The organism is Pseudomonas sp. 18-147 (assembly GCF_051048045.1).
GTDB classification, from domain to species: Bacteria; Pseudomonadota; Gammaproteobacteria; order Pseudomonadales; family Pseudomonadaceae; genus Pseudomonas; species Pseudomonas aeruginosa.
The window spans coordinates 1,649,138-1,668,176 of record NZ_CP182296.1; the positions used below are offsets into that span (position 1 = coordinate 1,649,138).

The 19,039-nt window shown below is 68.0% G+C and carries 20 protein-coding genes; 10 read left to right on the forward strand and 10 right to left on the reverse strand.

Features of this window, described 5'->3' with window-relative positions:
* Positions 1–174: 174 nt before the first annotated feature.
* Complete coding sequence (gene glpK / locus ACM0M4_RS08045) at positions 175–1,692, reverse strand: glycerol kinase GlpK (protein WP_003092168.1); 1,518 nt, start codon at positions 1,690–1,692, stop codon at positions 175–177.
* Positions 1,693–1,731: 39 nt separating this feature from the next.
* Entirely contained in the window at positions 1,732–2,571 is an 840-nt protein-coding gene (gene glpF, locus ACM0M4_RS08050) for a glycerol uptake facilitator protein GlpF (protein WP_003092166.1), read from the reverse strand.
* Positions 2,572–2,835: 264 nt separating this feature from the next.
* Between glpF and ybaK the strand changes: the two genes are divergently transcribed.
* The 3 genes from ybaK to ACM0M4_RS08065 all read left to right on the forward strand — a co-directional run bounded on the left by ybaK (position 2,836) and on the right by ACM0M4_RS08065 (position 5,835).
* Positions 2,836–3,306, forward strand: coding sequence for a Cys-tRNA(Pro) deacylase (ybaK, locus tag ACM0M4_RS08055; RefSeq protein WP_003098459.1), 471 nt, complete (start codon positions 2,836–2,838; stop codon positions 3,304–3,306).
* A 63-nt stretch (positions 3,307–3,369) separates the two neighbouring features.
* Positions 3,370–4,854: a glycerol kinase GlpK gene (gene glpK, locus ACM0M4_RS08060; protein ID WP_003092161.1), complete on the forward strand. Its 1,485-nt coding sequence runs from the start codon at positions 3,370–3,372 to the stop codon at positions 4,852–4,854.
* 195 nt (positions 4,855–5,049) lie between these two features.
* Positions 5,050–5,835, forward strand: coding sequence for a PhzF family phenazine biosynthesis protein (locus tag ACM0M4_RS08065; protein ID WP_003159513.1), 786 nt, complete (start codon positions 5,050–5,052; stop codon positions 5,833–5,835).
* 380 nt (positions 5,836–6,215) lie between these two features.
* Here the strand turns inward: ACM0M4_RS08065 and ACM0M4_RS08070 are convergent, their stop codons facing one another.
* Positions 6,216–6,638 carry a hypothetical protein gene (locus ACM0M4_RS08070; protein ID WP_003143305.1) on the reverse strand — a complete coding sequence of 141 codons (423 nt, stop codon included), beginning with the start codon at positions 6,636–6,638 and terminating at the stop codon, positions 6,216–6,218.
* 99 nt (positions 6,639–6,737) lie between these two features.
* On the reverse strand, positions 6,738–7,268 hold the full coding sequence (locus tag ACM0M4_RS08075) for a cytochrome b (protein ID WP_003092155.1): 531 nt from the start codon (positions 7,266–7,268) through the stop codon (positions 6,738–6,740).
* 182 nt (positions 7,269–7,450) lie between these two features.
* Here ACM0M4_RS08075 and ACM0M4_RS08080 point away from each other — a divergent pair, with 182 nt between their 5' ends.
* Positions 7,451–7,648, forward strand: coding sequence for a heavy-metal-associated domain-containing protein (locus ACM0M4_RS08080; RefSeq protein WP_003111818.1), 198 nt, complete (start codon positions 7,451–7,453; stop codon positions 7,646–7,648).
* On the opposite strand, the gene nalD is transcribed toward ACM0M4_RS08080, so the two are convergent.
* Complete coding sequence (nalD, locus tag ACM0M4_RS08085; RefSeq protein ID WP_031687995.1) at positions 7,627–8,265, reverse strand: efflux system transcriptional repressor NalD; 639 nt, start codon at positions 8,263–8,265, stop codon at positions 7,627–7,629. The two genes, ACM0M4_RS08080 and nalD, sit on opposite strands and share 22 nt — an antisense overlap.
* A gap of 364 nt (positions 8,266–8,629) precedes the next feature.
* Between nalD and ACM0M4_RS08090 the strand changes: the two genes are divergently transcribed.
* Positions 8,630–9,808, forward strand: a complete 1,179-nt coding sequence (locus ACM0M4_RS08090) for a multidrug effflux MFS transporter (protein WP_034038832.1) — start codon at positions 8,630–8,632, stop codon at positions 9,806–9,808.
* Positions 9,809–9,815: 7 nt separating this feature from the next.
* On the opposite strand, the gene ACM0M4_RS08095 is transcribed toward ACM0M4_RS08090, so the two are convergent.
* Positions 9,816–9,992: a hypothetical protein gene (locus ACM0M4_RS08095; RefSeq protein ID WP_003104346.1), complete on the reverse strand. Its 177-nt coding sequence runs from the start codon at positions 9,990–9,992 to the stop codon at positions 9,816–9,818.
* Between the two features lie 126 nt (positions 9,993–10,118).
* Positions 10,119–11,042, reverse strand: coding sequence for an MmsAB operon transcriptional regulator MmsR (mmsR, locus tag ACM0M4_RS08100; protein ID WP_004345397.1), 924 nt, complete (start codon positions 11,040–11,042; stop codon positions 10,119–10,121).
* Between the two features lie 131 nt (positions 11,043–11,173).
* On the opposite strand from mmsR, the gene mmsA reads away from it, so the two are divergent.
* The 3 genes from mmsA (at position 11,174) to ACM0M4_RS08115 (ending at position 15,567) form a co-directional block, all read left to right on the forward strand.
* Entirely contained in the window at positions 11,174–12,667 is a 1,494-nt protein-coding gene (mmsA, locus tag ACM0M4_RS08105) for a CoA-acylating methylmalonate-semialdehyde dehydrogenase (protein WP_009876901.1), read from the forward strand.
* A 15-nt stretch (positions 12,668–12,682) separates the two neighbouring features.
* Entirely contained in the window at positions 12,683–13,579 is an 897-nt protein-coding gene (gene mmsB, locus ACM0M4_RS08110; protein WP_003119529.1) for a 3-hydroxyisobutyrate dehydrogenase, read from the forward strand.
* Positions 13,580–13,680: 101 nt separating this feature from the next.
* Positions 13,681–15,567: a propionyl-CoA synthetase gene (locus ACM0M4_RS08115; RefSeq protein ID WP_016263180.1), complete on the forward strand. Its 1,887-nt coding sequence runs from the start codon at positions 13,681–13,683 to the stop codon at positions 15,565–15,567.
* A 57-nt stretch (positions 15,568–15,624) separates the two neighbouring features.
* Here the strand turns inward: ACM0M4_RS08115 and ACM0M4_RS08120 are convergent, their stop codons facing one another.
* The gene (locus ACM0M4_RS08120) at positions 15,625–16,638 is read right to left on the reverse strand and encodes a zinc-binding alcohol dehydrogenase family protein (protein ID WP_003104356.1); all 1,014 of its coding nucleotides are present in this window, start codon (positions 16,636–16,638) and stop codon (positions 15,625–15,627) included.
* 21 nt (positions 16,639–16,659) lie between these two features.
* Positions 16,660–16,953, reverse strand: a complete 294-nt coding sequence (locus tag ACM0M4_RS08125) for a putative quinol monooxygenase (RefSeq protein ID WP_003104358.1) — start codon at positions 16,951–16,953, stop codon at positions 16,660–16,662.
* A 95-nt stretch (positions 16,954–17,048) separates the two neighbouring features.
* On the opposite strand from ACM0M4_RS08125, the gene ACM0M4_RS08130 reads away from it, so the two are divergent.
* The gene (locus ACM0M4_RS08130) at positions 17,049–17,969 is read left to right on the forward strand and encodes a LysR family transcriptional regulator (protein WP_023102912.1); all 921 of its coding nucleotides are present in this window, start codon (positions 17,049–17,051) and stop codon (positions 17,967–17,969) included.
* A complete protein-coding gene (locus ACM0M4_RS08135; protein WP_003111769.1) occupies positions 17,954–18,256 on the forward strand; it encodes a barstar family protein in 303 nt (100 codons plus the stop codon). Before ACM0M4_RS08130 ends, ACM0M4_RS08135 begins: the two co-directional genes overlap by 16 nt.
* On the opposite strand, the gene ACM0M4_RS08140 is transcribed toward ACM0M4_RS08135, so the two are convergent.
* Positions 18,257–19,036: a TatD family hydrolase gene (locus ACM0M4_RS08140; protein WP_003104370.1), complete on the reverse strand. Its 780-nt coding sequence runs from the start codon at positions 19,034–19,036 to the stop codon at positions 18,257–18,259. It abuts the gene before it with no gap.
* Positions 19,037–19,039: the final 3 nt, after the last annotated feature.

Here is a 19,039-nt window from a genome sequence, read left to right on the forward strand (position 1 = left end):
TGGAAAGTCGCCAAGAATGCCGCACGCGGGGGGCCGTTGTCAGCCGTGCATGAGTCGTAGAGGGCGCCGCGGCGGCACCCGGCCGCCGCGCGCAAACGTTACCCAGGGCATGCCAGAGCGGCGCGCGGGAACACGCCATTCGCCGCATCGCGGCGGACGAATGGCGCCAGCTCGTCACAGTTCGCCGTCGTCCCAGCCGCGAGTGCGCTCCACCGCTTTCTTCCAGCCGGCATAGAGCTTTTCGCGCCGGGGCTCGTCGCACTCCGGCTCGAACACCCGCTCGATCACCGCCTTGCTCTTCAGCTCGTCGAGGCTGCTCCAGAAGCCGCAGGCCAAGCCGGCCAGGTAGGCGGCGCCGAGGGCGGTGGTCTCGCGCATCACCGGACGTTCCACGCGGGTGCCGAGGATGTCGGCCTGGAACTGCATGAGGAAGTTGTTGGCCACCGCCCCGCCGTCGACGCGCAGGGCGCGCAGGCGTTCGCCGGCATCGCGCTGCATGGCGTCGAGCACGTCGCGGGTCTGGTAGGCGATGGATTCCAGGGTAGCGCGGATCAGGTGGTCGGCCTTGACTCCACGGGTCAGGCCGAACACTGCGCCGCGCGCATAGGGGTCCCAATAGGGCGCGCCGAGTCCGGTGAAGGCCGGTACCAGGTAGACGCCGTTGCTGTCCTTGACCTTGGTGGCGAAGTATTCGGAATCGAAGGAGTCGTTGATCACCTTCAGTTCGTCGCGCAACCACTGCACCGTGGAGCCGCCGTTGAACACCGCGCCCTCCAGGGCGTAGCCGACCTCGCCGCGCGGGCCGCAGGCGATGGTGGTGAGCAGGCCATGGGTGGACTTCACCGCCTTGTCGCCGGTGTGCATCAGCAGGAAGCAGCCGGTGCCGTAGGTGTTCTTCGCCTGGCCCGGTTCCACGCACATCTGGCCGAACAGGGCGGCCTGCTGGTCGCCGGCGATCCCGGCGATCGGCAGCTCGCCGCCGCCGACCCCGCCGATCCGGGCGTTGCCGTAGACCTCCGAAGAGTTGCGCACCTCGGGCAGCATCGAGCGGGGAATGTCGAGCACCTCGAGCATCCGTGCGTCCCAGTCGAGGCTGTGGATGTTGAACAGCATGGTCCGCGAGGCATTGGTGTAGTCGGTGACGTGGACCTTGCCTTCGGTGAGCTTCCAGATCAGCCAGGTGTCGATGGTGCCGAACAACAGGTCGCCGTTGCGCGCGCGTTCGCGGGCGCCTTCGACGTTGTCGAGGATCCACTTCAGCTTGGTCCCGGAGAAGTACGGGTCGGTGACCAGCCCGGTGGTTTCGCGGATGTAGTCTTCCAGCCCGTCGCGCTTGAGCTGCGCGCAGATCGCCGCGCTGCGCCGGCACTGCCAGACGATGGCGTTGTGGATCGGCCGACCGCTGTGACGGTCCCAGACCACCGTGGTCTCGCGCTGGTTGGTGATACCGATGGCGGCCACCTGGTCGTGCTCGATGCTGGCCTGGGCGAGGGCCTCGACCAGGGTCGAACTCTGCGTGGCCCAGATTTCCATCGGGTCGTGCTCGACCCAGCCGGCCTGCGGATAGAACTGGGCGAACTCGCGCTGGGCCTGGCTGACCACGTTGGCATCGCGGTCGAAGACGATGGCGCGGGAGCTGGTGGTGCCCTGGTCCAGGGCGACGACGTATTTCTTGTTGTGCTTGTCGGTCATGGCTGTGGCCTTGTGGCTATGGCAGGAAAGAACGGGCGGTCAGGAAGCGCGAACCTTCTCCGGCTCGGCTTCGGCGGGCGCCGCGGCGCTCGGCAGATGGCGCGCGATCAGTACACGATAGCCGCCGGCGCCGAGGCAGGCACCGAGGATCGGGGCGAAGATCGGCACCAGGAAATAGGGAATCTCGCGGCCGCCGGTGAAGGCGATGGGCCCCCAGCCGGCCAGGTAGGTCATCAGCTTGGGGCCGAAGTCGCGCGCCGGGTTCATCGCGAAACCGGTCAGCGGGCCCATGGCGCTACCGATCACGGCGATCAGCAGGCCGATCAGCAGCGGCGCCAACGGACCGCGCGGCAGGCCGTTGCCGTCGTCGGTAAGGGCCATGATCACCGCCATGAGGATGGCCGTGATCACCACTTCGACGAGGAACGCCTGGCCGACCGACAGCGCCGGGTGCGGATAGGTGGAGAACACCGAGGCCAGGGCCAGGCTGTCCTGGCTGCCGCGGACGATGTTCTGCGCCTGTTCGAACTCGATGAACAGGCTGCTGTAGAGGGTGTAGACCAGCGCTGCGGCGCAGAACGCACCGGCCACCTGGGCGGTGATGTAGAACGGCAGCTTGCGCCCCTCGAAGCCGGCGAACAGCCACAGCGCGATGCTCACCGCCGGGTTCAGGTGGGCGCCGGAGACGCCGGCGCTGAGGTAGATCGCCATGCTCACGCCGACCCCCCAGATGATGCTGATTTCCCACAGGCCGAAGCTGGCGCCGGCGACCTTCAGGGCCGCGACGCAACCGGTGCCGAAGAAGATGAGGAGGGCGGTGCCGAGGAACTCGGCCAGGCATTGGCCGAACAGGGACGGGGTCGGGGCGGCGGTGGTCATGGGGCCTCTCTTGTCTGTTCTTGTAATTATGGCGGGCAGCCGTGAAAATTGTTCAGTTTCGAAAAAATATATTCACAAAGGAATGCTGTCAAAGCGCGAAGATGAACGTTTGTCCGAAAAACGACCCTCCGGTTTCGTTTTCGCGGCCAATCGAAGATCGCTACCGAGGCACGCGGGCCGCGGCATCGGCGCCCGTGCAGCAGGGGCGGCGATGGCTTAAGGTAGGCGCCGGTTTTCAGCCAACGTTCTTCTCCGGGAGTGACCATGACCCCTGCCATCGACCTGCTGAAAAAGGCCCGCGCCGCGCACAAGGTGCTCAGCTACAGCCACGACCCCAAGGCACCTTCCTATGGCCTGGAGGCCGCGGAAAAGCTCGGCCTGGACCCGCAGCGGGTGTTCAAGACGCTGCTCGCCGCCACGGAGAAGGGCGAGTTGCTGGTGGCGGTGGTGCCGGTGATCGGCAGTCTCGACCTGAAGGCCCTGGCCCATGCGGCGGGGGCGAAGAAGGCCGACATGGCCGATCCGCAGGCGGCGCAGCGGGCTACCGGCTACCTGGTGGGCGGGATCAGCCCGCTGGGGCAGAAGAAGCGCCTGCGTACCTTCATCGATGAAAGCGCGCGGCAGTACCCGAGCATCCATGTCAGCGCAGGACGGCGCGGGCTGGAGGTGGAGCTGGCGGCCGAGGTGCTGGCCCAGCTGACCCAGGGTTCGTTCGCCGCCATCGGCCGTGAATGAGCCGCTAATCCCGCCGGCCTAGCGGTCGGCATTCGTCTTACTTTTCAATCTGTCAGGTTTTCCATGTCCCACTATCTCCTCGCCATCGACCAGGGCACCACCAGCTCCCGCGCCATCGTGTTCAGTGCCCAGGGCTTGCCGGTGGCGAGCTGCCAGCAGGAATTCAAGCAGTACTTCCCGAAGGACGGCTGGGTGGAGCACGACGGCGAGGAAATCTGGCTGACCACCCTCCAGGTCTGTCGCGACGCGCTCGCCCGCAAGGGCTTGCGCGCGGCCGACATCGCCGCCATCGGCATCACCAACCAGCGCGAGACCACGCTGGTCTGGGACGCCGCCAGCGGCGACCTGATCCACCCGGCCATCGTCTGGCAGGATCGTCGTACCGCCGACTACTGTGCCGAACTCAAGGCCGCCGGCCACGAGGCGAACGTCAGCGCGCGCACCGGGCTGCTGATCGATCCGTATTTCTCCGCCACCAAGCTGCGCTGGATCCTCGACAACGTGCCCGGCGCCCGCCAGCGCGCCGAACGCGGCGAGCTGCGCTTCGGCACCGTCGACTGCTTCCTGCTCTGGCGCCTGACCGGCGGCCGCTCCCATCGCACCGACGCGACCAACGCTTCGCGCACCCTGCTGTTCAACATCCACAGCCAGGACTGGGACGAGGAATTGCTGGCGCTGTTCGAGATCCCGCGCAGCCTGCTGCCGGAGGTACTCGACTGCGCGGCGGAGTTCGGCGTCAGCGAGCCGTCGCTGCTTGGCGCGGCGATCCCGGTGCTGGGCATGGCCGGCGACCAGCAGGCCGCGCTGATCGGCCAGGCCTGCTTCCAGCCGGGCATGGTGAAGAGCACCTACGGCACCGGCTGCTTCATGATCCAGAACACCGGCGAGCAGCCGGTGACCTCGAAGAACCGCCTGCTCACCACGGTCGGCTACCGTCTGGACGGCAAGGTCAGCTACGCGGTGGAGGGCAGCATCTTCGTCGCCGGCGCCGCGGTGCAATGGCTGCGCGACGGCATCAAGCTGATCGACCACGCCCACGAGAGCGAAGCCCTGGCGATCCAGGCCGGCGACTCCAACGGCGTCTACCTGGTGCCGGCCTTTACCGGCCTCGGCGCGCCCTACTGGGACCCGAAGGCGCGCGGCGCGATCTTCGGCCTGACCCGTGACACCGGAATCAAGGAGATCGTCACCGCCGGTCTGCAATCGGTCTGCTACCAGACCCGCGACCTGCTCGAAGCGATGCGCCAGGACGGCACGCCGCCCAGCGCGCTGCGGGTGGACGGCGGGATGGTGGTGAACAACTGGGTGATGCAATTCCTCACCGACATCCTTGGTGTCACCGTGGAGCGCCCGGAAGTCACCGAGACCACCGCCCTCGGCGTGGCCTACATGGCCGGGCTGAAGGCCGGCTTCTATCGCGACCTGGACGACATCGCCAGCCACTGGCACCTGCAGCGCCGCTTCGCCGCACACATGGCCGAGGAGCGCCGCGGCGAACTCTACGCCGGCTGGCAGAACGCGGTGCGACGGGTGCGCAGCGAGGCCTGAGCGGCGTTTCGCGGAAAAAGGCGGCGTTTTTGCCGGCGGCTTCACAACGCCGGCAGGTCGCCGCAAACGCCCGCTCGGGCAATGGGTCGAAGGCAGGGCGAAGTCCCACTGTTACGATCGGAAAAGATCGCACTGTATCGCCCATCCCGGAGCCTGCGGCGGCATGCTGTGGCGATCGTTCCCAGGAGGTCTGCCATGCAGCTCGAGTTCCACCAGGTCGACGCGTTTTCTTCCCGCCCGTTCAGTGGCAATCCCGCCGTGGTCTATCGCCTCGACGCCTGGCTGGCGGACGAGCTGATGCAGATGATCGCGACCGAGCACAACCTCTCCGAGACCGCCTTCGTCGTTCGCGAAGGAGAGGCCTGGCGGATCCGCTGGTTCACCCCGAGCGTCGAGGTGGCGCTCTGCGGCCACGCCACACTGGCTGCGGCCCACGTACTGTTCGAGGTCTACGACGAGCCGGGCGAGCGCCTGGAATTCATCTCGCGCTCCGGTGCGCTGCGGGTCAACCGCGAGGACGAGCGGCTGGTCCTGGATTTCCCCGCGCAGTATCCGAGCGAGGTCGGTAGCACCGTCGAGCTGGAGCAGGCCCTGGGCCTGCCGCCGGTGGACGTGCTGGGCTCCACCGACAAGCTGCTGGTGCTGCTCGAGTCCGAAGAGGCGGTGCGCGCCTGTCGCCCCGACTTCGCGGCCCTGGCGCGGCTGCCCTGGCGTGGAGTGATCGTCACCGCGCGGGGCCTGCAGAAGGATTTCGTCTCGCGCTTCTTCGCCCCGGCGATGGGCGTCGACGAAGACCCGGTCACCGGCTCCGCGCATTGCAGCCTGATTCCCTACTGGGCCCAGCGCTTGAACAAACTGTCGCTGACCGCCCAGCAGTGCTCGGCGCGCGGCGGCGAGCTGTGGTGCCGGTTGGAGGGCGAGCGGGTGAGTATCGCCGGGCATGCGGTGCTGGTGGCGAGCGGAAGGATTCGATTGGGCTGAGGGGCGCTTCAGGAGGGGGATGACCTCGTGCATGCCAGACTTCCACATACCGAAGCCCTGATCCGTAGAGTGAATGACCGCAAGCGGTTATCCGCCCTACGGATCGGGCTCCTGGCATGCCCTCCGAGTAGTGGGGCGAGTCTTTTGGACGCTTGCAGAAGGAACTCGCCTGGAAAGGCGAAACAAGAGACCAAGGCAAGCACGACGCCCGCTCAAGCGCTAAGCAACAGCTTCCCCCCTTAGTGCCGTGCAGGCAGCGACGGGAGCTGGGGGCCAGTCACGCATTCACGGCCCGCCAGGCAGTCCCCGTGCACCCGGTGCCGAAACGCCACCTTCGTGCCCTGAGTCATGGCCAATGCTCCACGGCAAGTCGCTACCCCTCAGTACCCATCCGCCACCGGTGCCAGGTAGAGCCCGCCCGCACCGAGGGTAATGCGCAGGTTGCGGATCTCTCCGGCGCGCAGGGTCAGGGTCTGTCCGGCGAGGATGGTCATGCCGTTCCGGCAGGCGTCGCCAGGACCGTTCGGCGCAAGACGCACGTCCACCGCGCCGGGTTGCAGGTTCAGGGCCAGGCTGGCGCCCGGTTGCAGGTTGCCGACCAGTTCGTCGTGGACGTACAGGCCGATATCGCAGGCAGTGCCGGACTCGACCCGCTCGCGGGAAACGTTCAGCACCGCATAGCCGATCGGCGCCGGGTCGGGTTGCGCCCAGCCACCGCTGGCCGGTTGCGGGTCCGCGGCGAGCGCCGGGAGGGCGCAGGCCAGGGCGGCGGTATGGAGCAGCGGGCGAAGGATGGGGAACATGGCGGGCCTCGGCGGCGGGGGGCGTAGGGAAAAGCTTGGTCGAAGCCGGGGTCCGGGACAAGTCGGGACGGGCATCCGCGTGCCCGTCCGTCGCTGGGATCAGGCGCCGCGTTGCGGCAGCATGGCGCGCAGTACGTCGTCCTTCTGCACGCGGTGGTGCCAGATGGCCGCGGCGGCGTGGCCGAGGATCAGCGCGAAAAGCAGGTACTGGACGGTGACGTGGGTGCCGCCGGCGAACGCCTTGAAGGCTTCCGGCAGGTCGAACGGGCCGATCTGCACCAGCCAGAACAGGTCCAGCGGACGCTTGCCGGCGAGCATGCCGGAGAGCGGCATGACGATCAGCACCGCGTACAGCAGGAAATGCCCGGCCTTGGCGGCCGCGCGCTGCCAGTCCGGGTTCCCCTCCAGGGTATCCGGGACACCCTGGACGCGGCGCAGCGCCAGGCGTGTCAGGGTCAGCAGGAGTACCGCCACGCCCAGCGACTTGTGCAGGGTGAAGACGTTGCCCTTGCCGCCGAGCAGGCCGGCGAAGAAGTCGGCGCCGTAGGGCAGGGCGATGATCAGCAGGACCGCGACGGCGCTGAGCCAGTGCAGGGCGATCTGTGACGGGGAATAGCGGCGGATGGACATGGTTCTACCTCGTGAAGAACAAGGTGAACATGTTAACCATGTGCTTTGTAGGGTTTAAGCCTCTTTACTCCGCCTTTACCCGTTCTTGACGCTTTGTCGGTTACCGGATATTTCGAGGATTGACCTTGACACCATGTCAAGGTCGAAAATCGCACCATCGATGACCAACAGGAGGCAATACCATGCAAGTCTTCAAGGTTCAGGGCATGACCTGCGGCCACTGCGTACGGGCGATCACCCATGCGGTGCAGGCGAAGGATTCGGCGGCGGACGTCCAGGTGGATCTTGGCGCCGGCGAAGTCCGGGTCGCCAGCCGGCTCGACAGCGCCCAGGTACTCGAGGCGATCCGCGAGGAGGGCTACGGCGCCGAGCTGGCCTGACCCCAGTCGCGCACCAGGCCACGGAACATCGGCTCCAGCAGGTGTTCCGCGTCCGTATCCGGATCGAACAGGCGCGGGTCGCGCAACCAGTCGTTGAACAGGCCCAGGATCAGCGCGTGCAAGGCGCGCGAGGCGATCCTCGGGGTCATGCCCGGATGCAGCCGCACACGGCATTCGTCGCGGGCGAACAACTGCTCGCAGAGTTCGATGAACATCTGCACGAAGGCGTTGTTGCGTTCCTGCGCCTCGCGCAGTTCCTCGGTGAATTCGCAACGTTGCATCAGGATGGTCAGGATGCGGCGCTTCTTCTCCTGCGTCAGCAACGATTGCACGGCCTCCAGGCAGAGGTCGTAGAGCGAGCGCAGCGGGTCGCTGCCATCGCAGCCGGACAGGCGCTCGGTGAGTTGCTCCGGCGGCAGGCGTACCTGGTTGAGCATCTCGTTGAACAGGTGGGCCTTGTTCTGGAAGTGCCAGTAGACGGCGCCACGGGTCACCCCGGCGGCCCTGGCGATCTGTTCCAGGCTGGTATGGGACACGCCCTTTTCCAGGAACAGTTCCTCGGCGGCCAGGAGGATGGCCGTACGGTTTTTTTCAGAATCTTCCTTTGTGCGTCGCATGCTGTGCTGGGTAGTCGAATCGGTCTCGGCAACGGGGCGGGGAGTGTACCGATTTTAGCCGCGCTCGGGCGGACTCGAAGTATTTCGACACCACCTTTGTCTAATGCTGCTCATTCATGAGTCGTGGATTCCGCGGTTCCACGGTCTCCGGCCATGATCGGCGGGCGTCTTCGGTGTTATGCTGCGCGCTGCTTTTTCGGCGACTCCCCGGCTGTCCGTAGCATCTTCCCGCCAGTACCGGCCTCAGGCCTGGAGCCGCCCGCCCTCACAGACGATTCAATGATAGGCGTCGTCGTCCCGCTTGCCGGGAGCCGCGCAGGGAAGTGCCTTGCCTGCCACCGACGCGCCCCGTGCCGAGCGATCCATGAACCTGCGCATCCTGCTGATACTGGGAGCCCTGAGCGCCTTCGGGCCACTGGCCATCGATTTCTACCTGCCGAGCTTCCCGACCCTGGCCAAGGCCTTCGCCACCGACGTCGAGCACGTCCAACTGAGCCTGGCTGCCTACTTCGCCGGCCTGTCCATCGGCCAGTTGCTCTACGGCCCGGTGGCCGACCGCTATGGCCGGCGCCTGCCGCTGCTGGTGGGGGTGAGTATCTTCACCCTGGCCTCGGCCGCCTGCGCCCTGGCGCCGAGCCTGGAGTGGCTGATAGCCGCGCGCTTCGTCCAGGCCCTCGGCGGCTGCGCCGGGATGGTCATCTCGCGGGCAGTGGTGCGTGACCTGTGCGATCCGATCGGCGCCGCCAAGGCGTTTTCCCAGTTGATGCTGGTGATGGGCCTGGCGCCGATCCTCGCCCCCGTGGCCGGCGGCCTGCTGCTGGACTGGCAGGGCTGGCAATCGATCTTCGTCTGCCTGACCCTGTTCGCCGCCCTGGCCGGCCTCGGCGTGGCGTTGTGGCTGCCGGAAACCATCCCGGCCGACGGCGAGCGACCGCCGCTGTCCGGCGCGCTGGGGCAGTACCGGCGGCTGTTCGCCGACCGCCTGTTTCTCGCCTATGGCCTTTCCGGCGGGGTGGCGATGGCCGGGATGTTCGCCTACATCGCCGGTTCGCCCTACGTGTTCATCCAGCTCTACGGGATTCCCGCCGAGCACTATGGCTGGCTGTTCGGCAGCAATGCCGCGGGCTTCATCGTCATGGCACAGGTCAACGCGCGGCTGCTGCGCTATCGCGGGCCGGCGTTCTGGCTGCGGCGGATCATCTGGGGCTACCTGGTGTGCGGCCTGGCCCTGCTGGGCATCGCTTCGCTGCAACCGGCCACGCTGTGGCCGCTGCTGGTTCCGCTGTTCGGATGCGTGGCCAGCCTCGGCTGCATCATTCCCAACGCTTCCGCCTGCGCCATGGCCGGACAGGGACAGCACGCCGGCAGCGCCTCGGCGCTGATGGGCAGCCTGCAGTTCAGCGTGGCGGCGGGCGCTTCGGCGCTGGTCGGCGTGCTCCACGACGGCACGGCGATCCCCATGACTCTGGTGATCGCCGTCTGCGGCGCGGTCGCGACCCTGCTCGCCTGGCAGACCGGGCGCCTGGAGCGCCAGGCCGTCTGAGCGCGGATCAGGCCGTTCGCTGTTTCAGTTCGGGCAGCACATGGGGCGCGCGCAGGCGCGCCTCGAGGCGGTCGACGAAACGCCGGGCCTCGCTTTCGCTACGGAAGTTGACGGCCTGCTGGTCGAGGCAGACTTGCCAGCATTGGCCTTTCGGGGTTTGCGACGGGCGGACGAGGATGTTCATGGCGATTCATCCATCGGGGCTGGAAAGGGAGCTTCAGTCTAGTCCTGTCGGCCCGGAAAACACTGACCGGGATCAGTTTGCCGACAACTGGTCGCCGCTTCGTTTACAGCCCCGCCGCAGAGCGCTTCAGGCTCCTCCCTCGCCCTGCCTTACCCGCTGCCGGTAGGCGCTCGGCGACAAACCCATGACCTTGCTGAACAGGCGCGAGAAGTAGTAGCTGTCGTCGTAGCCGACCGCCTGGCCGACCCGGGCCACGCTCTGGTCGCTGCTGTCCAGCAACTGGCAGGCGTACTCGATCTTCAGGTGCAGGAAGTGCTGGATAGGCGTACGGCCGGTGATCGCCTTGTAGCGACTGACGAAATGGAACTTCGACAGGTTGCAGAAGGCCGCCAGGCGTTCCAGTTCGAGGCGCGCATGCAGGTGTTCGCGCATGTAGGCGTGCAGCCCGTCGAGGTCCAGGCTGCCCTCGCGCAGCGGGCGCAGCAGCGGTAGCTGGCAGAGCAGGCTGCGCAGGCGGCTGGCGGCGAGCAGGAAGTGCTGGAAGCGGTAGCCGCTGTGGCGCACCTCCAGCAGTTGCTCGAAGCCGCCGAGCAGGGCGTGTTGCAGGCCCCAATGGCGCAGCGGGGTGTCGCGGTAGCCGGCGCTGTGTTGCAGCCAGGTGGCGCTGTCGCCGCGCAGGTGGGTCCAAAAGATGGTCCAGGGTTGGCGGTCGTCGGCGGCGTAGTCGTGGGCCATGCCCGGCGGCAGCCAGAGTAGGTCGCCGCTGCCGACCCGGTATTCGCGCCAGGCGTCGCCCTCGCGCACGCGCAACAGGCCCTGGCCTTCGCTGCAATAGATCAGCAGGTGCTCGTCATGGCGCTCGCGGCTCATGCGGTGGTCGCGGGCGCGCCGGTAGTGGCCCAGGGAGGTGGGGTAGAGGTCGCGGCTGAGCGGGTGGACCGCCAGTTTCTCCAGCAGCGCCGCCGGGATCGGCAAGCGCAGGCTGTCGGCCGGCAGGGGCCAGTCGGAGGTGTGCGACATGTCGGTAGCCGGCTCCGCAATATAGTCCATGAACAACACAATTTAGTCGATCTCGCGACCTTCCGCCCAGTGATAGCTTCTTGGCCAAAGCGAGGTCCGAATCGACCTCGTACCAGTCCGCCACAACAATAAAAGCCGGCCTGGCCGGTGCAGGAGGGTTCATGTCAGTCCCAGTCCGCCACCTCATCGCGGGAGCCTTCGTCGAAGGTCTCGGCGCCCAGCGCATCCCGGTCAGCAATCCCCTCGACAACAGCACCCTGGCGGAGATCGCCTGCGCCAGCGCGGAGCAGGTCGAGCAGGCGGTGGCCAGTGCCCGCGAAACCTTCGCCAGCTGGAAGGAAACCCCGGTTTCCGAGCGCGCGCGGGTGATGCTGCGTTACCAGGCGTTGCTCAAGGAACACCACGACGAACTGGCGAAGATCGTCTCCAGCGAGCTGGGCAAGACTTTCGAGGACGCCAAGGGCGACGTCTGGCGCGGTATCGAGGTGGTCGAGCACGCCTGCAACGTGCCCTCGCTGCTGATGGGCGAGACGGTGGAGAACGTCGCCCGCAACATCGACACCTACAGCATCACCCAGCCGCTGGGCGTGTGCGTTGGCATCACCCCGTTCAACTTCCCGGCGATGATCCCGCTGTGGATGTTCCCGCTGGCCATCTCCTGCGGCAACGCCTTCATCCTCAAGCCTTCCGAGCAGGTGCCGCTGACCAGCGTGCGGCTCGCCGAGCTGTTCCTCGAGGCCGGTGCGCCGAAGGGCGTGCTGCAGGTGGTGCATGGCGGCAAGGAACAGGTCGACCAGTTGCTCAAGCACCCGCAGGTGAAGGCGGTGTCCTTCGTCGGCTCGGTCGCCGTCGGCCAGTACGTCTACCACACCGGCACCGCGCACAATAAGCGCGTGCAGAGCTTCGCCGGGGCGAAGAACCACATGGTGATCATGCCCGACGCGGACAAGGCACAGGTCATCAGCAACCTGGTCGGTGCCTCGGTGGGCGCGGCCGGGCAGCGCTGCATGGCGATCTCGGTGGCGGTGCTGGTGGGGGCCGCCCGCGAGTGGATTCCGGAAATCCGCGACGCGCTGGCCAAGGTCCGCCCCGGCCCATGGGACGACAGCGGCGCCAGCTACGGCCCGGTGATCAACCCGCAGGCCAAGGCGCGCATCGAGCGCCTGATCGGCCAGGGCGTGGAGGAGGGCGCGCAACTGCTGCTGGATGGCCGCGGCTACAAGGTCGAGGGATACCCGGACGGCAACTGGGTCGGCCCGACGCTGTTCGCCGGGGTGCGCCCGGACATGGCGATCTACCGCGAAGAGGTGTTCGGCCCGGTGCTCTGCCTGGCCGAGGTCGACAGCCTGGAGCAGGCGATCCGCCTGATCAACGAAAGCCCCTACGGCAACGGCACCTCGATCTTCACCAGCTCCGGCGCCGCGGCGCGGACCTTCCAGCACCACATCGAGGTCGGCCAGGTGGGCATCAACATCCCGATTCCGGTACCGCTGCCGTTCTTCTCCTTCACCGGTTGGAAGGGCTCGTTCTACGGCGACCTGCACGCCTACGGCAAGCAGGGCGTGCGCTTCTACACCGAGACCAAGACCGTGACCGCGCGCTGGTTCGACAGCGATAGCGTGGCCGGGACCAACTTCTCGATCCAGATGCGCTGAAAGGGAGACGGACCGATGACCGACATCGCATTCCTCGGCCTGGGCAACATGGGTGGGCCGATGGCCGCCAACCTGCTCAAGGCCGGCCACCGGGTGAATGTCTTCGACTTGCAGCCCAAGGCCGTGCTGAGCCTGGTCGAGCAGGGCGCGCAGGGCGCCGATAGCGCCTTGCAGTGCTGCGAAGGCGCCGAAGTGGTGATCAGCATGCTGCCGGCCGGGCAGCACGTGGAAAGCCTGTATCTCGGCGACGACGGCCTGCTCGCGCGGGTCGCCGGCAAGCCCCTGCTGATCGACTGCTCGACCATCGCCCCGGAGACCGCGCGCAAGGTCGCCGAGGCCGCCGCGGCGAAGGGCCTGACCCTGCTCGACGCGCCGGTTTCCGGCGGCGTCGGCGGCGCCCGCGCCGGCACCCTGAGCTTCATCGTCGGCGGCCCCGCCGAAGGCTTCGCGCGGGCCCGGCCGGTCCTCGAGAACATGGGCCGGAACATCTTCCACGCCGGCGATCACGGCGCCGGCCAGGTGGCGAAGATCTGCAACAACATGCTCCTCGGCATCCTCATGGCCGGCACCGCCGAGGCCCTGGCGCTGGGGGTGAAGAACGGCCTCGACCCGGCGGTGCTGTCCGAGGTGATGAAGCAGAGTTCCGGTGGCAACTGGGCGCTGAACCTCTACAACCCCTGGCCCGGGGTGATGCCACAGGCGCCGGCGAGCAACGGCTATGCCGGCGGTTTCCAGGTGCGCCTGATGAACAAGGACCTCGGCCTGGCGCTGGCCAACGCCCAGGCGGTGCAGGCCTCGACGCCGCTCGGCGCGCTGGCGCGCAACCTGTTCAGCCTGCACGCCCAGGCCGATGCCGAGCACGAGGGGCTGGACTTCTCCAGCATCCAGAAGCTCTACCGCGGCAAGGACTGACCTCTACGACCAAAGGTTGATGGCGGGTGCCCGGCGCCCGCCCATACTCCAAGGCTCACTCACTGCTTCATCCCTAATAAGAACAATCAGAGGGCTGGAACATGACGTACCTGCAGCAGCACGCCCGCTCGATCGCCGAGCCGGCCGCGTTCTGGGCCGAACAGGCCCGTTCCCTGGCCTGGTACCAGGCGCCCGCGAACATCCTCGAAAGCCTGCCCGACGGCACCCATCGCTGGTTCGCCGATGGCCGTCTGAACAGCGCCTACCTGGCCCTCGACCGGCAGATCGAGGAGGGGCGCGGCGAACAGACCGCGCTGATCTACGACTCGCCGGTGACCGGCACCCAGGACCGCTACAGCTACCTGCGGCTGCGCGACGAAGTGGCGCGCCTGGCCGGCGCCCTGCGGGCCCTCGGGGTCGGCAAGGGTGACCGGGTGATCATCTACATGCCGATGGTGCCGCAGGCGGCCATGGCGATGCTCGCCTGCGCGCGCCTGGGCGCGGTGCATTCGGTGGTGTTCGGTGGCTTCGCTCCCTACGAGCTGGCCCTGCGCATCGACGACGCCACGCCGAAGCTGGTGCTCACCGCTTCCTGCGGGCTGGAGTTCGATCGGGTGATCGAATACAAGCCGCTGGTGGACAAGGCCCTCGAACTGGCGATCCACCAGCCTGCCCACGTCATGGTCTGGCAACGCCCGCAGGCGCCCGCGCGCCTGCACCCGGGCCGCGACCTGGACTGGCAGGACTGCCTCGCCGCCGCCGAGCCGGCCGATCCGCTGCCGGTGGCCAGCGGCGATCCGCTGTACATCATGTACACCTCGGGCACCACCGGTAAGCCCAAGGGTATCGTCCGCGACAACGGTGGCCACGCGGTCGCGGTGTGCTACGCGGTCCGCACTATCTACGGCATGCAGGCCGGCGACGTCTGGTGGGGGATCTCCGACGTCGGCTGGGTGGTCGGCCACTCGCTGATCGTCTACGGCCCGCTGATGTGCGGCTGTACCACGGTGTTCTACGAAGGCAAGCCGGTGCGCACGCCGGATGCCGGCGCCTACTGGCGGGTGATCGAAGAGCACAGGGTGAACAGCCTGTTCTGCGCGCCGACGGCGATCCGCGCGATCCGCAAGGAAGACCCGCATGGCGAACGGGTGAAGCGCTACGACCTGGGTTCGCTGCGCCACCTGTTCCTGGCCGGCGAGAAGCTCGACAGCAGCACCCAGCACTGGCTGGAGGAGCACACCGGGCGGCCGGTCCACGACCATTGGTGGCAGACCGAGACCGGCTGGCCGGTGACCGCGCCCTGCATCGGGATCGCCGGCCACGACCTGCGGGCCGGCTCGACCAACCGCGCGGTGCCCGGCTACCACGTGCAGGTGCTGGACGACGAAGGCCGGCCGCTGGGAGCGAACCGCCAGGGCGCGATCGTCATCGCCCTGCCGTTGCCGCCGGGCTGCGCGCAGACCCTCTGGGGCGACCACCCGCGCTACCTGCAGGCCTACCTGGGCAACTATCCCGGCTACTACCACACCGGCGACGGCGGTTATCTCGACGAGGACGGCTTCGTCTACATCATGGGGCGCACCGACGACGTGATAAACGTTTCCGGGCATCGCCTCTCCACCGGCGAGATGGAGGAACGCGTGGCGCAGCACCAGGCGGTTGCCGAGTGCGCGGTGATCGGCGTGCGGGACGAACTCAAGGGCCACGTGCCGCTGGGCCTGGTGGTGCTCAAGGACGATGCCGGGATCGCCGCCGAGCAACTGCAGCGCGAGCTGGTGGCGCTGGTCCGCGAACAGATCGGCGCGCTGGCCTGCTTCCAGCGGGTGGTGGTGGTCAAGCGGCTGCCGAAGACCCGCTCCGGGAAGATCCTCCGCGCGGTGCTGCGCAAGATCGCCGATGGCGAGGACTACGCGGCGCCATCGACCATCGACGACCCGACGATCCTTGGCGAGATCGAGGCTGCGCTGAGGGTGCGCAAGGCGGGATAGCAAAGGCCAGGGGCACGGCGGTAGGGTGGAAAACGCCGCGCCCCGTGGTCCTGCCGTTCAGAACCCTTCGAGAACGATCTTGCCCTTGGCCCGGCCGCTCTCCAGCAGCGCGTGGGCGCGGCGCAGGTTGGCCGCGTCGATGCGGCCGAAATGCTCGCCGACGGTGGTCTTCAACACGCCTTCGTCGATCAGCCCGGCGACCCGCTCCAGCAGCCGGTGCTGCTCGATCATGTCGTCGGTCTGGAACATCGAGCGGGTGTACATGAACTCCCAGTGCAGCGACAGGCTCTTCTGCTTCAGCTTGCCGATGTCCAGCGACGCCGGGTCGTCGATCAGCGCCAGGCGGCCTTGCGGGCGCAGCGCGGCGACGATCTGTTCGAGGTGCTGGTCGGTGTGGGTCAGGCTGGCGACGTGGCTGACCTCGGCGACACCGATCCGCTTCAGCTCTTCGGCCAGCGGCTTGCCGTGGTCGATCACATGGTGCGCGCCGAGGTCGCGGACCCAGGCCTGGGTCTCTGCGCGCGAAGCGGTGCCGATCACGTTCAGGCCGGTCAGTTGCCGGGCCAGTTGGACCAGGATCGAACCGACCCCGCCGGCGGCACCGACCACCAGCAGGCTCTGGCCCTGGTCGGCCTTGCCTTCGGCGATCTGCAAGCGCTCGAAGAGCAGTTCCCAGGCAGTGATGGTGGTCAGCGGCAGGGCCGCGGCCTGGGCGAAGTCGAGGCTTTTCGGCAGGTGCCCGGCAATGCGCTCGTCGACCCGATGCAGCTCGCTGTTGCTACCGGGGCGGGTGATGTCCCCGGCGTACCAGACCCGATCGCCAGGACGGAACAGGCTGACCTCGCTGCCGACCGCGCGCACCACGCCCGCCGCGTCCCAGCCCAGCACCTTGGCCTGGCCGGCTTCCGGCTGGGCGCGCTGGCGGACCTTGGTATCCACCGGGTTGACCGAGATGGCGCGGACCTCCACCAGCAGGTCGCGCGGGCCCGGCGTGGGCTCGGGCAGTTCGAGGTCGAGCAGGGCGTCGGGATGGTCGATGGGCAGGGATTGGTAGTAACCGACAGCTTTCATGGGAACTCCGGGAAACGGGCCTCAGGCGAGGCGATAGAGTTGGTCGATCTTCACGTTCTGCAGCAGGGCTTCGTTGCCGCGGCTGAAGCGCAGGAAGTGTTCGGTGTTCTGGTGCCGCTCCAGGGCGGCGTCGTCGCGCCACTGCTCGATCATGTAGAACAGGTGGGAGTCGTGGCGGTCCTGGTGCAGGTCGTACTGCAGGCAACCAGCCTCGGCGCGCGACGGGGCGACCAGGGCGCGCAATTCGCGTTCCAGGGCCTCGGCGTGGCCGGGGGCGGCGGTGATGGTGGCGATCAGGGTGAGGGGTGTGCTCATGGTGGGTTCCTTCGATGGGGCGGAGTCAGGATGGGCTATTTCAAATCGCTGAAAAACAGGCTATCAGGGAAGACTCTTTCAAAGGAATCTTGAAAATGCTGCGTTACGACGACCTCCAGGTGTTCGTCCACACCAGCGACAGCGGCTCGTTGTCCGCCGCCGCGCGCCAGTTGGAGATTTCCCCGGCGGTGGCCAGCGCGGCGCTGAAGCGCCTGGAAAGCGAGCTGGAGGTACGCCTGTTCGCCCGCTCCACCCGCAGCCTGCGCCTGACTCCCGAGGGCGACGCGTTCCTCCTGCATGCCCGCGCCTCGTTGCGCAGCCTGGAGGAGGGGCGCCGGTTGCTGCAGGGCGGCAAGGACCAGATCGCCGGGGTACTGCAGCTTTCCGCGCCCTCCGACTTCGGCCGCAACCTGCTGCTGCCATGGCTCGACGAGTTCCAGGCGCGCTATCCGCAACTGAGCCTGCGCCTGCTGCTCGGCGACCGGGTGACCGATCTCTACCGGCAACCGGTGGACGTGGCGATCCGCTACGGCGCACCGGCCGACTCCAGCCTGGTCGCCCTGCCGCTGGCGCCGGACAACCGGCGAGTGCTCTGCGCCGCGCCGGGCTACCTGGCGGAGCGCGGCGAGCCGCGCCAGCCGGACGACCTGCGCGAGCACAATTGCCTGCTCTACCAACTCGGCGGCCGGATACACGACCGCTGGGCGTTCCAGCGGGGCCGCCGCAGCCTGACCCTGACGGTCGCCGGCGACCGGGTCTGCGACGACGCCGACGTGGTGCGGCGCTGGGCCCTGGCCGGCAAGGGGCTGGTCTACAAGTCCTGGCTGGACGTGGCCGAGGATGTGCGCGCCGGGCGCCTGCGCCTGCTGCTGCCGGAGTGGCAGGGCGAAGCGACGCCGATGAACCTCTTGTGTACCCACCGCGCCCAGTTGACCCGTCCGGTGACCCTCTTGCGCGCGTTCGTGCGCGAGCGTTGCGACGCATTGCTGGCGGAGGCTCCATGGACGAGGAACTGAACCGGGCGGCGAGCCTGGCCATCGAGCTGGCGGACGTGGACAGCGCCGCGCGCTTGCACGAACGCCTGCGCGAGGCCCTGGCGTTGCCGCCGTGGTACGGATGCAACTGGGATGCCTTCTGGGACGCCATCAGCGGCCTGGTGCCGATGCCCCGGCGATTGCGTCTGCAAGGCTGGAGCGACTTCGCCCGGCGCCTGCCGGAGGAAGCGGCGCAGCTTTCGGCCTGCCTGGAGGCGTTGCGCGAGACGTACCCGCAACTGGCGCCGGAAGTCCTGCGCGACGCTTGATCAGTCCCAGCCGAACAGCTCGGCGGCGTTGCGGCTGCTGCTCGCCGCCAGTTCCTCGGCGTCGACCCCGCGCAGCTCGGCGAGGGCGCGGCAGATGTCCGGCAGGTGCTCCGGACTGTTGCGCTGGCCGGGATGCATCGATGGCGCCATGTCCGGCGCATCGGTTTCCAGCACGATGGCCTCGGCCGGCAGCTCCGCCGCCACCTTGCGCAGGCGGTTGGCCTGCGGCCAGGTCGGCGCGCCGCCGAGGCCGAGGCGGAAGCCGAGCTTGAGGTACTCGCGGGCTTCCTCGCGGCTGCCGGCGAAGGCATGGATGATGCCACGGCGCTCCAGGCGGATGCGCTTGAGGGTGGCGATGGTCGCCGCGTGGGCGCGGCGCACGTGGATCAGCGCCGGCAGGCGGAATTCCGCGGCCAGCCGCAGTTGGGCCTCGAACAGCGCCTGCTGGGCGTCGCGGTCGAGGTGTTCCAGGTAGTAGTCCAGGCCGATCTCGCCGACCGCGCAGAGCTTCGTCTCGCCGCGCAGGCGTTGCAGCCACTGGCGCAGGTCGTCCAGGTGCTGCGGGCGGTGCCGCGCCAGGTAGACGGGGTGCAGGCCGAGCGCCGCGTACAGGCCATCCTCGGCCTGCGCCAGGTCCCAGACCCGTTGCCAGTTCTCGCGGTAGACGCCGAGCACCACCTGGCGCTCGACCCCCAGCGCGCGGCTGCGTTGCAGCAGCGCGGCGCGGTCGGCGTCGAAGTCCGGGAAGTCGAGGTGGTTGTGGGTGTCGACCAGGCGCATGGC